The following is a 15361-nucleotide window of genomic DNA, read 5'->3' as shown; positions in this document are numbered from 1 at the left end:
ACTCTATCTTTTACTCTATTACAATATGATAAACTCAGGCTGATAATAATCAACCTGAGTTTAAATATGACGTTTAATCGATATAAATTCCTTTATTTCTTCTCACATGCTTTAATAAAAGCTCTGAATAACGGATGCGGTGTTGCAACCGTACTCTTATATTCAGGATGATACTGCACTCCTACATAGAACGGATGATCATTAAGCTCAAGAGCTTCAACCAGCCCGGTTTCAGGATTAGTACCTGTTGCAAAGAATCCGTTTTTTTCAAATTCTTGTAAATAATCACTGTTGAATTCATAACGGTGACGGTGTCTTTCAGCTATATTCTTACTTCCATAGATATCGGAAAGTTTAGAGTTATTCTTCACAGAACACTTCCAAGAACCAAGACGCATCGTTCCTCCTTTATCAACAACATTCTTTTGCTCTTCCATTAAAGAAATCACAGGATGCTCTGTAGCAGTATCAAATTCCATAGAATTTGCTTTAGAATACCCTAAAATATTTCGCGCAAATTCAATAGTCATAATCTGCATTCCTAAACAAATTCCCAACATAGGAATTTTATTTTCTCTTGCATATTGAGCTGTCAATACTTTACCTTCAATACCTCTGTCTCCAAAACCTGGAGCAATAAGAATTCCATTAACTCCTTTTAAAGTTTCTTTGATATTTTCCTGGGTGATATCCCCACTATAAACCCATCTCACTTTTACTTCCGTCTCAAGATCTGCTCCGGCATGCTTAAATGCTTCAGCGATAGAAATGTAAGAATCCTGAAGAGAAACATATTTACCTACTAAAGCAATTTCAACAGTCTTTTTTGGATTCTGGAATTTCTTAAGGAAACTCTTCCAATCTTTAAGATCCGCTTCTTTATCACTCTTAAGATCCAATTCTTTTAGAACTACATCATCAAAGTTCTGTTTCTGAAGGTACATAGGGACTTCATAAATAGTTTCCAAATCTTTGCACTCAATTACATTATCCAAAGGAACATTACAGAACTGGGCTAATTTAGCTCTCTGATCTTTTGGTATTTTATGCTCTGTTCTGCAAACCAAAACATCTGCCATAATTCCGCTTTCCATCAATTGACGTACGGAATGCTGAGAAGGTTTTGTCTTTAATTCTCCACTGGAAGCCAGATATGGCAACAGGGTTAAGTGAATTACCATAGAATTCTTTTCTCCCAATTCCCATTTTAGCTGACGTACAGTTTCAATGTATGGCAAAGATTCGATATCCCCTACAGTTCCTCCGATTTCAGTAATAATGATATCGTAGTTCTGCTTGGATAAAATTTTAATCCTACGTTTTATTTCGTTAGTGATATGAGGAATTACCTGAACTGTTTTTCCTAAAAAGTCGCCTTTTCTTTCTTTTTCAATTACAGTCTGGTAGATTTTTCCTGTAGTAACGTTGTTGTTTTGAGAAGTGGGAGCATCTAAGTATCGCTCGTAATGACCTAAATCCAGATCCGTCTCCGCACCATCTTCGGTTACATAGCATTCTCCGTGTTCATAAGGATTCAAAGTTCCTGGGTCAATATTAATATAAGGATCTAGTTTTTGGATCGTTACATTAAAACCGCGTGATTTCAGCAATAGTCCCAGAGAAGCAGAAACAATTCCTTTTCCCAAAGATGAAGTTACACCTCCTGTCACAAAGATGTATTTAGTATTCTTTTTACTCATTAGATTAGGTTTGTGCAAAGTTATGGGAAAAAGAAATACGAGGCAATTTATTTGCTAAGAAATAAAAAAAAGGTTCCTCAAAATTACTTGAGAAACCTTTAACCAAACCAAATTATATTTAAAAAAATTATTGCTTTATTAATTCAAAATATAAATTAACATCTACATCCTTTGCAACACCCACTCCTGTTGGATCATATTTAATATTATAATCTAAACGGTTTACTGTAAATTTTGTTTGAAAGCCTAAAATTTCTTTCCCTTGCTGATTTTTTGTTACACCACCATACGTTACCGGAATGCTGATTTCTTTTGTCACATCTTTAATGGTAAGTTTTCCTTTAAGGATGTAGGTATTATTTTTATCTTTCGTAATAGATCCGCTTTCGAATGTCATGGTCGGAAATTTCTCTGCATCGAAGAAGTCTGCACTTTTCAAATGCTTATCTCTCATTTCAACGCCTGTGTTTACCGATCCGGTTACCACATTAAAATTGAAGGTTGCCTTATCCAGATCTTTCCCTGAAGAAACCACTGTACCATCGAATTTATCAAATCTTCCCTGCACAAAACTAATCCCCATATGCTTGATATTGAAGTTAACTGAAGAATGCATAGGATCTACTTTCCAGGTTGATTGTGCAAAGCCTGCAATGCTTAAAAAAGCAAACATAAAAGCTAATAGTATCTTTTTCATTGTAATATATTTTATTTTTTACCCACCAAAGATAAAGTGATAAACCCATTCACCTCTTGACCTATGATAATTTTTTCTTTGATTTTATTTTCAAATACATAAAATGAATAGCAATTACAATCAGAAAAACGACAACTGCATTCATATACAAAAGTACATTCAGAAGTTTCGCGTTTGTTTTCTCAGAAAAATAAGTGAAAGGATTAGTTCCTGATATCATCAGCATAAAAAGATAGAGTACTTCAAATAAAATAGCAATCCTAACCACCGATTGATATGTGCTTTTAAATATGATAACTGTTACAAGCCCCACTCCGCTGCTTATTATACATCCAATAAGAACAGCTAACGAAAGCATTCCAAAATCACCGCCGGGTAAATGCAAATATCCTACGAGCCAATCTGCAAGCCATGTAGTAAGGATTGTCATGATAAAGAATGTAACCACGCTTTTTATTAAAATATTTTTCATACTAGAAAATTAACCAAAAATTCAGAAGTAAAATTCAAAAAAAATTTTGAACTTCGCAGTATGGCAAAACTTAAAACAGCATATTTCTGTCAAAACTGCGGAACCCAATACTCACAATGGATGGGACAATGCAAAAACTGCGGGCAATGGAATACATTAGTTGAAGAGGTCGTGGAAAAGGTATCCAGCAGAAGTCTTCCTTCCTCGAAAACAAAGCAACACGTCATTAATATCATTGAAGTTGAAGCAATTGAAGAACCCAGGATTAAAACACCCTCCGAGGAGCTCAACCGCGTAATGGGAGGCGGAATTGTTTTAGGTTCTGTTACTTTGATTGGAGGAGAGCCGGGAATCGGAAAATCAACATTGCTTTTACAGCTGGCATTAAAGATGAAGAAGAAAATATTTTATGTTTCTGGAGAAGAAAGCGCCTCACAGATTAAAATGAGAGCAGACCGGTTATCTGAAGTTCAAAACCCAAATTGCTTCCTTTACACCGAAACTTCACTGGAAAAAATATTACATGAAGCCAAAAAATTAGAGCCTGATTTTATCATTATCGACTCCATTCAAACTTTACAGTCCCAATTGATAGAAAGCTCACCGGGAACCGTTTCCCAAATCAGAGAATGTTCGAATGAGATCATTAAATATGCTAAAGAGAACAATACTCCCGTTTTTCTGGTAGGTCACATTACTAAAGACGGACAGATTGCCGGTCCAAAGGTTTTGGAACATATGGTAGATGTAGTTTTAAATTTCGATGGGGATAGAAATCATCTTTTCAGATTATTACGGGCTAATAAAAACCGTTTTGGTTCCACCTCGGAAATTGGAATCTATGAAATGATTTCCCAGGGCTTAAAAGAGATCAAAAATCCATCTGAAATTTTAATTACAAAAAAATTCGAGGAGCTTTCCGGAAACTCCGTAGCTGTAACGCTTGAGGGAAATCGTCCTATGTTATTGGAGATTCAGGCACTGGTAAGTACGGCTGTTTATGGAACACCTCAAAGGAGTTCTACCGGATTTGATGCTAAAAGATTGAATATGTTACTTGCCGTACTGGAGAAGAGAGCCGGATTCCAGCTTGGTGCTAAAGACGTTTTTCTCAACATTACAGGGGGAATAAAGACAGATGACCCGGCCCTTGATCTCGCTGTAGTAGCCTCTATCCTTTCATCTAATGAAGACATTGCAATATCCGAACATTTTTGCTTTGCCGGGGAAATCGGACTTAGCGGCGAAATCAGACCTGTTGCTCAAATTGAACAACGCATCTCGGAAGCTGAAAAATTGGGATATGAAAAGATCTTTGTCTCCAACCTCAACAAAATACCTAAAAGAAAATTCGGGATTAAAATTGAGGAAGTCAGTAAAATCGAAGATTTCCATGAACGAATCTTTTAATTAAAAGACAGTCCTAAAACATCATTAATTAATTTACCAAGAAAACGTACTAGTCGAATTTATCGCCAAAATCCAGACAAGGATTAAATAAAAAGCATCATCATCCTTTATGAATATGAATATTCGATAGAGAGTGATGATGTTATTAAAAACAATCTTCAACCGTGGTTTCTTAGATCAATTTAATAGCAACAAAGCGCTGAAATTAAATATTTCGCAGGAATTTCGATCATCCATTGAAAAAAAATCACCACATGTTGATATTTTATATATATTTGTATATCACCATACTAAATCACATAAAATGAAAACAAAATTCACTATTTTCGTGTTGTTTTGCGCCGGCATGCTATTTGGGCAAAACAAAATCTTTCAAACAGCTATTAATGAGAATAATTTAAAAAGTAACCAAAAAGTAAGCAGAGAGCTATCCTCTTCTTATTTAGTTACAAAATACTATTCCCAAGCTCCCTTTAATTTAAAATCCGATTTACAAATCAACCTCCCGACCGGTAAAGAGATCACAGCCAAATTCAGCCGTTCTTTAACGTACAGCAATAAGAGTGAATCTTATATTTACACTATTGAAAATGATCCCAGAGCCGAACTTGTACTTTCACAATATGATCGCGTGGTAACAGGAATGTACGCTTCAGGCACAGGTGAAAAAGTAATATTCCACCAAACTGATGCAAACGTTTTTGCATTATCCGAAGTGAGCGATTCGACAATCCTCAATCAGGACTCGATTGATGATTATGTAATGGACAAAAACGAAAACTTTAATAAAGCAAATTCCAACGTTTGCTTATCAACAACCCCTATATGCCCTGCTACCAGAGTAGATGTGATGGTAGTTTTCACTACCGCAGCAAAAACCGCATGGGGCGGGCTTTCACAGAGTAATTCGTTTGTAGCAACTGCTATCACCAATTTCAATACTGCATTGACCAATTCAGGGGTTTCCAATGTCACCATTAATCTTGTATACTCCGGAGAGATCAGCTACACTGAATCCGGAAGTTTGAGTACGGATCTTCCAAGGCTCAGAAATAATAATGATGGGTATATGGATGATGTACATACACTAAGAACCACCTATGGAGCAGATCTATGCGCTTTAGTTACCTCAACACCAACCAACACTTGCGGCTTAGGCTATGTAAATACAAGTTCTACCAACTACAGCAGTAATTCAGGGTTTTGTGTAAGCCTATACAATTGTGCTGTATCCAACTACTCACTTGCCCACGAACTTGGACACAATATGGGATTAAGACATGACTGGTACGTAGACTCCAGCACCACACCATGTGATCATCATCATGGATACACCAATAAAAAAGCAATAGATCTTGGAACTTTGAGCACTTCTTCTCAAAGATGGAGAACTATAATGGCATATAATGATGAATGTTCCTCTAAAGGATTCAACTGTACCAGAATCAACAGGTGGGCAAATCCGGATATTAACTACAATAGTGATCCTACGGGGGTAGCAATAGGAAACACCAAGCCGGCTAATGAAGCCTTTGGATTTGCACGTTTCGCTTGTGTCGTTTCTAATTTTATGCCTGAAACACAATCTTTCCTCGCCACAAAGGAAGCTATTCATGAAACACAAGAGTTCTTACTATATCCTAATCCTGCTCATAATATGATTCAGATTTCAGGAAACAGAACCGGCAAGTATTCTTTTAAAGTATACAATTCTGCAGGCCAAAATGTAATATCAACTACGGAAACTACCATCCACCTCAAAGGATTAACTTCCGGAGAGTACTTCCTAAGTATTTATGATGACAAAAATTCTTTGATAGAAAGTAAAAAGTTTATTGTTAGATAATTTCTTTTAAATAGTTAGTTTATAAACCTTCAAATACCTTAACTTTATTTGAAGGTTTTATTTTTATAACCTGATACCCTATGAATTATTTAGCACATTCTTTTCTCTCTTTTACAGATCAGCAAATTGTCGGACAGTTTCTCGAAGATTTTATCAGGAACAAAGAGCGGTTCTCATTTCCAAAAGAAATTCAGGATGGGATTACCTTACACCGAGCTATCGATACTTTTACAGACTCCCATCCGGCTGTTCATCAAGCTAAAAAAATATTCAGCCCTTTGGTAAGACTATATGCAGGAGCATTTGTAGATGTATCTATGGATCATTTTCTGGCTAATGACTTCACTCTTAATTCACTGCAAGGCTGGAAAAACCATTCTCTCCGGGTTTACAACGCTCTTAATGAAAATCAAGAATGGCTTCCTGAAAATTTTAAGAGAATGCTAGTAAAGATGGAAACAGAAGATTGGCTATATAATTACAGAGAAGATTGGGGAATAAAATTCAGCATTCAAAATGTTCTTAATAAAGCACAATATCTGGAGAAAGATATTCCTGTATTCGAAGCATTTTTAAAAAATAAAGATCTTCTTCAGGAATGTTACAATAATTTTTTTCCGGATTTACTTGAACACACAAGAGGAATCAATACCCTATTACAAATAGACAATTAACACTTAAAATAAAAAAGCACTTACGTTAGTAAGCGCTTAATAATCTTCTGTATTTCGCTAAAAATAATTTGATATGAAGATTATATTTTAATGAGTCAATTTTATTGCCAAAATGTTACAAACAAACATTTGTTAGTTACAAAATAAAAACATTTATCCCATTTATGCAAAGAAAAACTAATATTGAAATCCATACAAAAAAGCACTTACCCTTAAGATAAGCGCTATATATATGTAGAATTTGTGTTGTTAGAATTTTGCCTGATCGGATTAAAGATATCGGGAACATTTCTTTAATCAGAAAATAAATGTAAATCTATCTTTTTTTAGTCTCCAATTCTGAATATCAATAATTGTGTTGAGTTGGCTGCCAGATTCATACCTGTTCCTGTGCAGTTACCAGACTGTCCTCTACCCAGCTGAATATTCCAGGTTCTAGCCGGAAGTGCGGTAGCATACGTAATCGTTCCTCCATGATTAGAAAGAACTCCTTCGTTATGTGATGCCGTGTTATGAATCCTGGTACTTCCAGTATTTAAAGGGAAATCAATAAAATACGAACTTATTGTACAACCTGTATTATTATGGCTTGCTTCATAAACAAATGTCATCTGATAAGTCCCGGCAGGGAATGAAATTGTATTTCCAGAATACGTTAAACCCGGAATAGAATTTTTAACGAGTGACATAGGCACTGCCTGTTGCGCGCCGGCTGCCATACCATTAAGAAAATTCGTCTGTGTCGTTTCCAGCCTAAAGATAGCAGGAGTAGGAACTGATAAAACACTCAGTGTTCCTATTGTTTTTAATACTCCATTAGCATCGGCGACTACAAGCGGATCCGTACTCGAATTACCAGCTGTAAGTCCCTGAAGACGTAATGGGTTTGCAGCATTAATATGTACTTTATTACTTGGTGTAATAGTTCCAACACCCACATTCCCCGATGCATCTACAAGAACATCATTTGCTTGCTGTGTAGCAGTCGGCGTGCCTGTTGCCGGATTGTCTTTAGCACCATCCACATGAAAAACTCCCTGTGGATTTACTGTATTTACCCCTACCTGTGCGTATGTACCAACATATGCAGACAGTAAAAGCAAAAAAAGATAATGTTTCCTAATTTTCATATAAAGTAAATTTTTAAAGATTATTATTTCTATCAACATGGAATTAGTTTGTTTTTTTTAATCTACTTTCAATCCCTATAGAAATCAATAAAATATTGAATTTTATAAAAAATTAACATATTACAACTAGATCAAATATAAAAAAATTTAATTGAAAAACAAACATAATGACCAAACATTAATAAATCTTAATAATATTAACCACTCACTTATCGTAGATTTATATACAAATAGTAAATATTTAAACTATAAATACTTACATCATTTAAATTCTAAAATAAATGTTAAAAAAAAATTATAATTATTAATTAATTTTTTTTTCAAAGATAAATATATAATATTTATCACACAATGGTGTATTAATTTTATTTAAAAAAAAATACTTCAATTGGTTTGCATTGAAGTTCTCTGTTTTATTATTCGAAAGATTTAGCTAAACTGCTGATATAAATACCGATCAGGATAGGATAATTTTTCACTTTTCCTCTTCCCATTCAAAATAATATGGACAATATTGATCTGATCATCAAACAGATTATACAAAAAACTAACTGCAGCTTCAACTTTCTTAGGCATATTGACAGATTCCGTTTCCAAAAAAATATTAACAGACTCATTATCCTCTTCATATCCCAGATAATTTATCTTTAAGAACTTACCGTCGGACTTTAATTTCAGATATTCTGCACTATAATTTTTTAGAGCATCATCTAACTGACCCTTATACTTCGGATCATTAAAGTGGAAAGACTTGTTGTATTTTTTACCTAGGCCATTTTCCAGATCATCCAGAAAAAAACGCCCGGTAACCTCGAATGTCTTTGATTTTGTATTATAATTGATTTCAACGGAACCTACATGATAGGGATGAAAAATATCTTCAGCACATAAATTCTGTATCCCGCAAAAGAGAAAAAACAATAGAAAAAGATTTTTTTTAATTTTCAAAAACATGACTCAAGGTTTTAAACAAATATAAAAAAAGTGAAGGTTTACCCACCTCCACTTTTTATTTAAATATGTTATTTTATTCCTTAATCACTTTTTTTATAATTTTAGAATGATCTTCTAAAACTATATTGAATAAATAGGTTCCCTTTACAAGATCAGAGATATCAAATTTAGATTCATTTCCATTTATAGCACTACTCTTAACCAACTTCCCTGACGCATCATAAACTGTTATACTTGCTTTCTTAAACTTTCCTAGATTAATATTCACCCAATTCGATGCGGGATTCGGATAAATATTAATTCCGGAAACCGTATTTGCATCACTAACACTAAGCACTCCGTTCGTTTTTACAAAATAACCTCCAAATCCCGATGTTTGAAAACTTACCTCCCAATAGTTATAGGTATTGTTCCAAACAATATCAGACACTTCTGGTATTATGATTGTTTTGGGACTTCCATAAGATGCAATTGTTCCCGAACTGGAGGAACCTGTATATTTTTCTATTATAAGATTAGATTTATTGGCATTATCGGTAGGAGATATTGGCAATTTCACTGAACTTGTCAGATTATAATTATCAAATTCATTCTGCTTAAAGTACAAAGTCACTTTTCCCGTTGCTGTGGAAGCATTACTCTCCGGATTAACTTCATACCTTCGGGATACATATGATGGCTGCCCATTGTCCGTCCAAACTTTTGAAGTAACATTACCTGCAATTAAAGATGATCCTGTTTTTTCAAGTCTTGTGATCAATTCACAATTATCCACAAAATAATTATATCCACTGGTTACGTTTACAACTTTCGTTCTATTAGCAGTAGCCAGTTGTTTAACTTCCGGAATATTTTCATAAACTACTGCCCTCATTTTAAGGTCAAATGTTCTTGGGATCCAGGCGGTACCATCTGTAGATGTTTTGGACCGGTTATCAACTACTGAATTTTCCGCTTTCATTGTAATTCTACCACTAAGACCATTAACAACAATATAGAAATCTTTTCCAGTAACTGTCTGTATATTAAGATCCGACAGATTAACATAATTCCATGTAAAGCGCTGAACATCATTCAACCACGAGCTAATAGTTTTAGTTGACAGAATATTTCCAGGATTACCATTAGCATCTACATCCCTTACCTGTATGACCAATGGTATATCGGATGGCAATGAGGTTCCGGTTGAAAACGAAAACCCACCAAGCTTTCCTGTTAAAGTAGGTGTATAACGTACCGCCAGCATAAGGTTGTCATAATAATAATTATTTTCGGTATTGGCTACAACGAAAGGCTCATCATAGGTGATAGATTCAAAATCCGACCCCACACAATTCAATTCCTTTGAAACCGTTTTGAAAATATCAAGCTTACCATATCCCCAGCGTGCATTAGGAACAGTTCCTGTTGCAAGATCTTTTCTGGCATTAAGAGTAAGTTTCGCTTTTACCTGAGATGCCGTTAAAGCAGGATTAGCCTGAAGCAGTAACGCCACAGCACCTGCCACTCCCGGAGATGACATACTTGTCCCCTGATTTTTAACATAATAGGTACCATCAATATTATTAGAAGCCGATGCACCCGAACTGCCTGACCTTGATGATATCACATTCTGACCAGAAGCTGCTATATCAGGTTTTTGTAAACCATCAATCCTAGGCCCTTGTGAGCTAAATGATGAGATACTTTCCTGAGGAGTTAATGTATAATACCCCCCAGCGGTAGAATACCAGCTACTCCTTCCAAGATAGGAAGCCACTGTTATAGCATTTGTTGCATTACCGGGTGCCCCTACAATATATTCATTATTTCCGCCCTGTAATGTAGTCGCTGCTCCCTGGCTGTATAACCAACCATCCGTTGTTATAGATGATGCCCCATTATTGGTTATCTCTAAAGTATAAGTACCCTGACAATCTGCCACAGACCCTGAGTTCCTATTAATAATAAGCTGTATAAATCTTTTATTATTATCATTATGCCAATAATTATACATTGTAGCTGTAAACGCACCTCCCAGAATACTGTGTGAAGTTGTTGTACTAATATTCTGCACATATTGCTGACCATCAGGAGCCGTAAGCTTCGCCGTCACGGGAGTATTGTCATTCGCGAACATCATGAAGGAAAATACTGCATTTGCAGAAGTATCGCTTGCAACGGTAAAGACATAGGATTTGGTTTCATTGGAAGCAATGTCCACTTTTTTATGAATATTCCCTCCAAATTCATTTCCTGCAGAAATAACAACAACTCTTCCTGAAGCAGAAGATGTAAAATTATTTACAGCTACCTCATGCGGCCCAGTACCGTCGTGTGCATTTGCCTGCCCCCCAATACTCATATTAACGACTATCGGTTTATTAAGTGCAGTGGCTACATTTTGAAAATACGTAATTGCATTCACCGTATTTGTAGTGGGAAAACTACCATTTCCACCTTTTACAAAAACAATATCTGCTTCACTTGCAAAACCTTTATGTCTTTTATCCGCAAGAGCAGACCCATTCCCTGCAGCAGTTCCGGAAACATGGGTTCCATGTCCGTTTGTATCCGTCTCTCTTACAAAACCTGCGGGTGACCCATCCAGCTCATCCTCAATCTGTGCTCTGGAATATTCCACACCAGTGGAAAACCCCGCCGGAGGAGACTCTGTCCCCTGAGCTGTAAGCGTCTGATCCCATATTGAATAAATTCGGCTTTTTGTCTGATCATTAAGCTTTCTAAAATCCGGATGCTTCCAATCGATCCCACTATCATAAATCCCTACCAGTATACCACTTCCATTATAAGAGGTATTATTAAGAACACCATCCTGCAAGAGACTTGCCCCAGACTGCGCTCTGCTTACATCATTATGTAATACATCATAAGCCGGCGCCATAACAGATGTAACATAAGATAACTGCATCAATTTTTCAATATCCTCCGGTGTAACTAAGGCGGTAGCAAAAGAAGGGAGAATACTCTGGATTAAAAAACCATCCGCCTTTAACCTTTCAGGTGTTTTGGTATAAATAATACATGAGTACATAATTCGTACTCCTTTGGAAGTGACTACCGTGTGCTTGTCGAGCTCCATTTCCGGCTGTTCCAATTCTTTTATACTCCTTTTTTTGCCAAACTTTCCTTATTTTTAAGCAAAATTTCAAATCTGTGATCTAATTTCTGCACCTGTCCAAAAAAGGCTGCAGCAAAAAAAATAAAAAACACAGAAATTCCATTTTTGAAATACCGGTGTATTTTCAGGAGAGTCGATAATTTTCTAATTGGTAAATTTTTATAAGTCATAGTGTGAATTTAAACAAACAATGATACTATTTTTTCTGAAATTAGAAATCTCAACAAATAGTATGAAATTCACTATAATTATAATTTATAATTATAAATTAAACTATATTAATTAAAATAAAAACATAAATAAACAAAATTAAATAATGCAAGATTTTTTATTCTATTTAAAACTTGGTTGGGAACATATCATTTCTTTAGATGCGCTTGATCACCAACTTTTTGTTTTAGCTTTAATTGCGGTTTATTCATACAAGGATCTCAAGAAAATTCTAATCCTGGTGACAGCATTCACAATAGGTCATTCCATAACATTAGCATTAAGTATCCTTGATATAGTAAGAGTGCCTTCAAATTGGGTAGAGTTTTTAATTCCGCTAACAATAGTCCTTACAGCATTAGGTAATATTATTATGAAGAATAAAAAGCAGGCCCTGGACAAAACAAATTATTACCTGGCTTTATTTTTCGGACTTATTCATGGAATGGGATTTGCCAATACTGCAAGAGTGATGATTGCAAAAAGCCAGAGTATTGCGATTCCTCTTTTAGGATTTAATATTGGTTTGGAAGTAGGACAGATTGTAATAGTTTGTGCTATTTTAATCCTGCTGTTTATTGCATTAACATTATTCAAAATTAATAGAAAAGATTGGATACTCTTTATATCGTCCGGTGTTTTTGCCCTGGCATTAAAAATGACAATAGAAAGAATTCCATTTTAAGACTTATTGATTGATATTTTTTCAAGTAGTTATTGTTATATTTGAAAATTATTAAATCATTTCGGTCATGAGACTAAAAGTAACCCTACTTTCTGTATTCACATTTGCAGGTTTAGCAGCCCAAAATATTCAAAATAACCCGGGAAGTAATCACGGAAATAAGTTTGAACAATTAGGAACCATTTTACCTACTCCAAATATTTATAGAACTGCTTCCGGATCTCCGGGACATGGTTACTGGCAAAACAGAGCAGATTATAATATTTCCGCTTATCTGGACGAGGACAAAAGAAACCTGAAGGGCTCAGAAACGATTACTTATTATAACAATTCTCCTGACGACTTAGATTATATATGGTTACAATTAGATGAGAACGAGGCATCAAGTATCAACAAAGCCAATTATCCTACTTCTACAACCCTTCCCAAAACCATAAATGACCAGAAGTTAAAGATAACGGAACTTCCGGGAAAGGACAATGGTTACGGCGTTCATCTGGAAAAAGTAACGGACGAATCCGGTAATGCATTACGGTATACTGTAAATAAAACCATGATGCGTATTGATTTGCCTAAAATCCTGAAAAAAGGAGAAAAATTCACGTTAAAAATAGACTGGAATTACAATATCACCAACAGAATTAAAATGGGGGGCCGTGGTGGTTATGAAAACTTTCCTGAAGATGGAAATGATTTGTACACAATGACACAATGGTATCCAAGGATGTGTGTGTACAGTGATTTTCATGGATGGCAGAATCACCAGTTTACAGGAAGAGGAGAATTCGCCCTTGCCTTTGGAAATTTTAAAGTTTCAATGAATGTTCCTGCAGATCATGTTGTAGGAGGTACCGGAGAGTGTAAGAATTATGAACAGGTATTATCTTCAGAACAACTATCCCGATATAGAAAAGCCCAAAGCTCATCAGAGCCTGTAGAAATTGTAACGCTCGATGAAGCGAAGAAAGCAGAAAAAAACAGATCAAAACAAAGAAAAACCTGGGTTTTTGAAGCCAATAATGTAAGGGATTTCGCATGGACGTCATCCCGAAAGTTCATCTGGGATGGAATGGGCGTGGTAATACCGGAAAACAATAATAAAGTAATGGCTATGAGCTTCTATGGAAAAGAGGCTTACGGACTTTACAGAAAATTCTCTACAAAAGCTGTTGCACACACAATAAAAACTTATTCAGAATTCACTATTCCCTACCCTTATCCGGTTGCTCAGTCTGTAGAAGCGGCAAATGGCATGGAATATCCTATGATCTGTTTCAATTTTGGAAGAACTGAGAAAGATGGAACTTACTCAGAAGGAACTAAAAATGGTATGATCGGAGTAATCATCCATGAGGTAGGACACAATTTCTTTCCCATGATCATTAACTCCGATGAAAGACAGTGGACCTGGATGGACGAAGGATTGAACACCTTTACAGAATATCTTACGGAAGAAAGATGGGATAACAAGTTCCCTTCAAAACGTGGACCGGCGTGGACTATTGTGGATTACATGAAATTACCAAAAGATCAGCTGGAGCCTATTATGAGTAACTCTGAAAACATTGTTCAGTTTGGCCCTAACGCCTACTCAAAACCGGCAACTGGCCTGAATATCCTTCGTGAAACCATTATGGGCAGAGAACTTTTTGATAAGGCCTATAAAACATATGCAAAAAGATGGGCTTTTAAACACCCGGAACCTGCCGATTTCTTCAGAACAATGGAGGATGCAAGCGGAGAAGATCTGGATTGGTTCTGGAGAGGATGGTTTTACGGGACAGATCCTGTTGACATAGCTATTGATAAGGTAACCATCGCCACTCCCGATTTAGATGCCGTACCTGCACCTAAAGAAGTAAAGTACAAAGTCGACAAAGCTCTTGTTAATGACTTTGAAGACCTTTCCAAAATCAGAAACAGAGAAGATAAAAATATTACGTTCTATGTAGACAAGGATAAAGAAGCTCAGGATTTCTACTATCGTTACGATCGTGGCCAGGAAAAAGTGGATCAGAATAAAGAATATTCCCTTACACAGGACAATGATATGGCTCTTGATAAACAGCAAAAAGAAAAGTTCAAAAACATTCAAGCTTATCAAATTGACTTCGTAAACAAAGGAGGACTGGTGATGCCAATCATTCTGGAATTTACTTTTGAAGATGGAACGAAATTATACGATAAATCTTCCGCTCAGATCTGGAGGCTTAACGAACAAAAGGCTACAAAGACTTATTATTTTGAGAAAAAATTAAAGTCTATTCAGCTGGACCCAATGCGTGAAACAGCAGATATTGACACTTCAAATAATTTCTGGAGCAATGATGGTAGTACGTCTGAGACTTCCAGATTCCAGGTATTCAAACAAAAACATGAAGGGGCAGTAAGAGGCGGTGCCAATGGAAAAGTAAATCCGATGCAGGCCGCAGGAAAAAAATAAAAAAAACCGCTTTAAAAGC

General features: G+C 35.8%; 11 protein-coding genes. 5 read left to right on the top strand and 6 right to left on the bottom strand.

What is annotated here, in order from left to right; genetic code table 11:
* Positions 1 to 92: 92 nt before the first annotated feature.
* From AAEU33_RS08230 to AAEU33_RS08220, 3 genes are all read right to left on the bottom strand, one after another.
* Positions 93 to 1700 (bottom strand): CTP synthase, encoded by a 1608-nt coding sequence (locus tag AAEU33_RS08230; RefSeq protein ID WP_172280507.1) that lies wholly within the window; start codon positions 1698 to 1700, stop codon positions 93 to 95.
* 127 nt (positions 1701 to 1827) lie between these two features.
* Positions 1828 to 2397 (bottom strand): YceI family protein, encoded by a 570-nt coding sequence (locus tag AAEU33_RS08225; RefSeq protein ID WP_345991964.1) that lies wholly within the window; start codon positions 2395 to 2397, stop codon positions 1828 to 1830.
* 61 nt (positions 2398 to 2458) lie between these two features.
* A complete protein-coding gene (locus AAEU33_RS08220) occupies positions 2459 to 2869 on the bottom strand; it encodes a hypothetical protein (RefSeq protein ID WP_345991963.1) in 411 nt (136 codons plus the stop codon).
* A 60-nt stretch (positions 2870 to 2929) separates the two neighbouring features.
* Between AAEU33_RS08220 and radA the strand changes: the two genes are divergently transcribed.
* From radA to AAEU33_RS08205, 3 genes are all read left to right on the top strand, one after another.
* On the top strand, positions 2930 to 4279 hold the full coding sequence (gene radA, locus AAEU33_RS08215) for a DNA repair protein RadA (protein ID WP_172280513.1): 1350 nt from the start codon (positions 2930 to 2932) through the stop codon (positions 4277 to 4279).
* 304 nt (positions 4280 to 4583) lie between these two features.
* Positions 4584 to 6125 carry a M12 family metallo-peptidase gene (locus AAEU33_RS08210; RefSeq protein ID WP_345991961.1) on the top strand — a complete coding sequence of 514 codons (1542 nt, stop codon included), beginning with the start codon at positions 4584 to 4586 and terminating at the stop codon, positions 6123 to 6125.
* An 80-nt stretch (positions 6126 to 6205) separates the two neighbouring features.
* The gene (locus AAEU33_RS08205) at positions 6206 to 6799 is read left to right on the top strand and encodes an ACP phosphodiesterase (protein WP_345991960.1); all 594 of its coding nucleotides are present in this window, start codon (positions 6206 to 6208) and stop codon (positions 6797 to 6799) included.
* Between the two features lie 326 nt (positions 6800 to 7125).
* Here AAEU33_RS08205 and AAEU33_RS08200 read toward each other — a convergent pair whose 3' ends face one another.
* From AAEU33_RS08200 to AAEU33_RS08190, 3 genes are all read right to left on the bottom strand, one after another.
* Positions 7126 to 7929, bottom strand: coding sequence for a hypothetical protein (locus AAEU33_RS08200; RefSeq protein WP_345991958.1), 804 nt, complete (start codon positions 7927 to 7929; stop codon positions 7126 to 7128).
* 429 nt (positions 7930 to 8358) lie between these two features.
* Positions 8359 to 8883, bottom strand: a complete 525-nt coding sequence (locus AAEU33_RS08195) for a DUF6702 family protein (protein WP_345991956.1) — start codon at positions 8881 to 8883, stop codon at positions 8359 to 8361.
* A gap of 73 nt (positions 8884 to 8956) precedes the next feature.
* A complete protein-coding gene (locus AAEU33_RS08190) occupies positions 8957 to 11980 on the bottom strand; it encodes a S8/S53 family peptidase (protein WP_345991954.1) in 3024 nt (1007 codons plus the stop codon).
* 340 nt (positions 11981 to 12320) lie between these two features.
* Between AAEU33_RS08190 and AAEU33_RS08185 the strand changes: the two genes are divergently transcribed.
* Both AAEU33_RS08185 and AAEU33_RS08180 read left to right on the top strand, forming a co-directional pair.
* Positions 12321 to 12899 carry a HupE/UreJ family protein gene (locus AAEU33_RS08185; RefSeq protein ID WP_172280522.1) on the top strand — a complete coding sequence of 193 codons (579 nt, stop codon included), beginning with the start codon at positions 12321 to 12323 and terminating at the stop codon, positions 12897 to 12899.
* A 67-nt stretch (positions 12900 to 12966) separates the two neighbouring features.
* Complete coding sequence (locus AAEU33_RS08180) at positions 12967 to 15342, top strand: M1 family metallopeptidase (protein ID WP_345991953.1); 2376 nt, start codon at positions 12967 to 12969, stop codon at positions 15340 to 15342.
* Positions 15343 to 15361: the final 19 nt, after the last annotated feature.

It is taken from the genome of Chryseobacterium sp. Chry.R1, assembly GCF_039645525.1.
GTDB lineage: Bacteria > Bacteroidota > Bacteroidia > Flavobacteriales > Weeksellaceae > Chryseobacterium > Chryseobacterium proteolyticum.
Note: the sequence above shows the minus strand (reverse complement) of the source record. Positions and strands in the feature narration are given on the sequence as shown.

Excerpts from the sequence above, each read along its gene's own strand:
- AAEU33_RS08230 (WP_172280507.1), bottom strand. The coding sequence starts at position 1,700 with ATGAGTAAAAAGAATACTAAATACATCTTTGTGACAGGAGGTGTAACT.
- AAEU33_RS08225 (WP_345991964.1), bottom strand. The coding sequence starts at position 2,397 with ATGAAAAAGATACTATTAGCTTTTATGTTTGCTTTTTTAAGCATTGCA.
- AAEU33_RS08220 (WP_345991963.1), bottom strand. The coding sequence starts at position 2,869 with ATGAAAAATATTTTAATAAAAAGCGTGGTTACATTCTTTATCATGACA.
- radA (WP_172280513.1), top strand. The coding sequence starts at position 2,930 with ATGGCAAAACTTAAAACAGCATATTTCTGTCAAAACTGCGGAACCCAA.
- AAEU33_RS08210 (WP_345991961.1), top strand. The coding sequence starts at position 4,584 with ATGAAAACAAAATTCACTATTTTCGTGTTGTTTTGCGCCGGCATGCTA.
- AAEU33_RS08205 (WP_345991960.1), top strand. The coding sequence starts at position 6,206 with ATGAATTATTTAGCACATTCTTTTCTCTCTTTTACAGATCAGCAAATT.
- AAEU33_RS08200 (WP_345991958.1), bottom strand. The coding sequence starts at position 7,929 with ATGAAAATTAGGAAACATTATCTTTTTTTGCTTTTACTGTCTGCATAT.
- AAEU33_RS08195 (WP_345991956.1), bottom strand. The coding sequence starts at position 8,883 with ATGTTTTTGAAAATTAAAAAAAATCTTTTTCTATTGTTTTTTCTCTTT.
- AAEU33_RS08185 (WP_172280522.1), top strand. The coding sequence starts at position 12,321 with ATGCAAGATTTTTTATTCTATTTAAAACTTGGTTGGGAACATATCATT.
- AAEU33_RS08180 (WP_345991953.1), top strand. The coding sequence starts at position 12,967 with ATGAGACTAAAAGTAACCCTACTTTCTGTATTCACATTTGCAGGTTTA.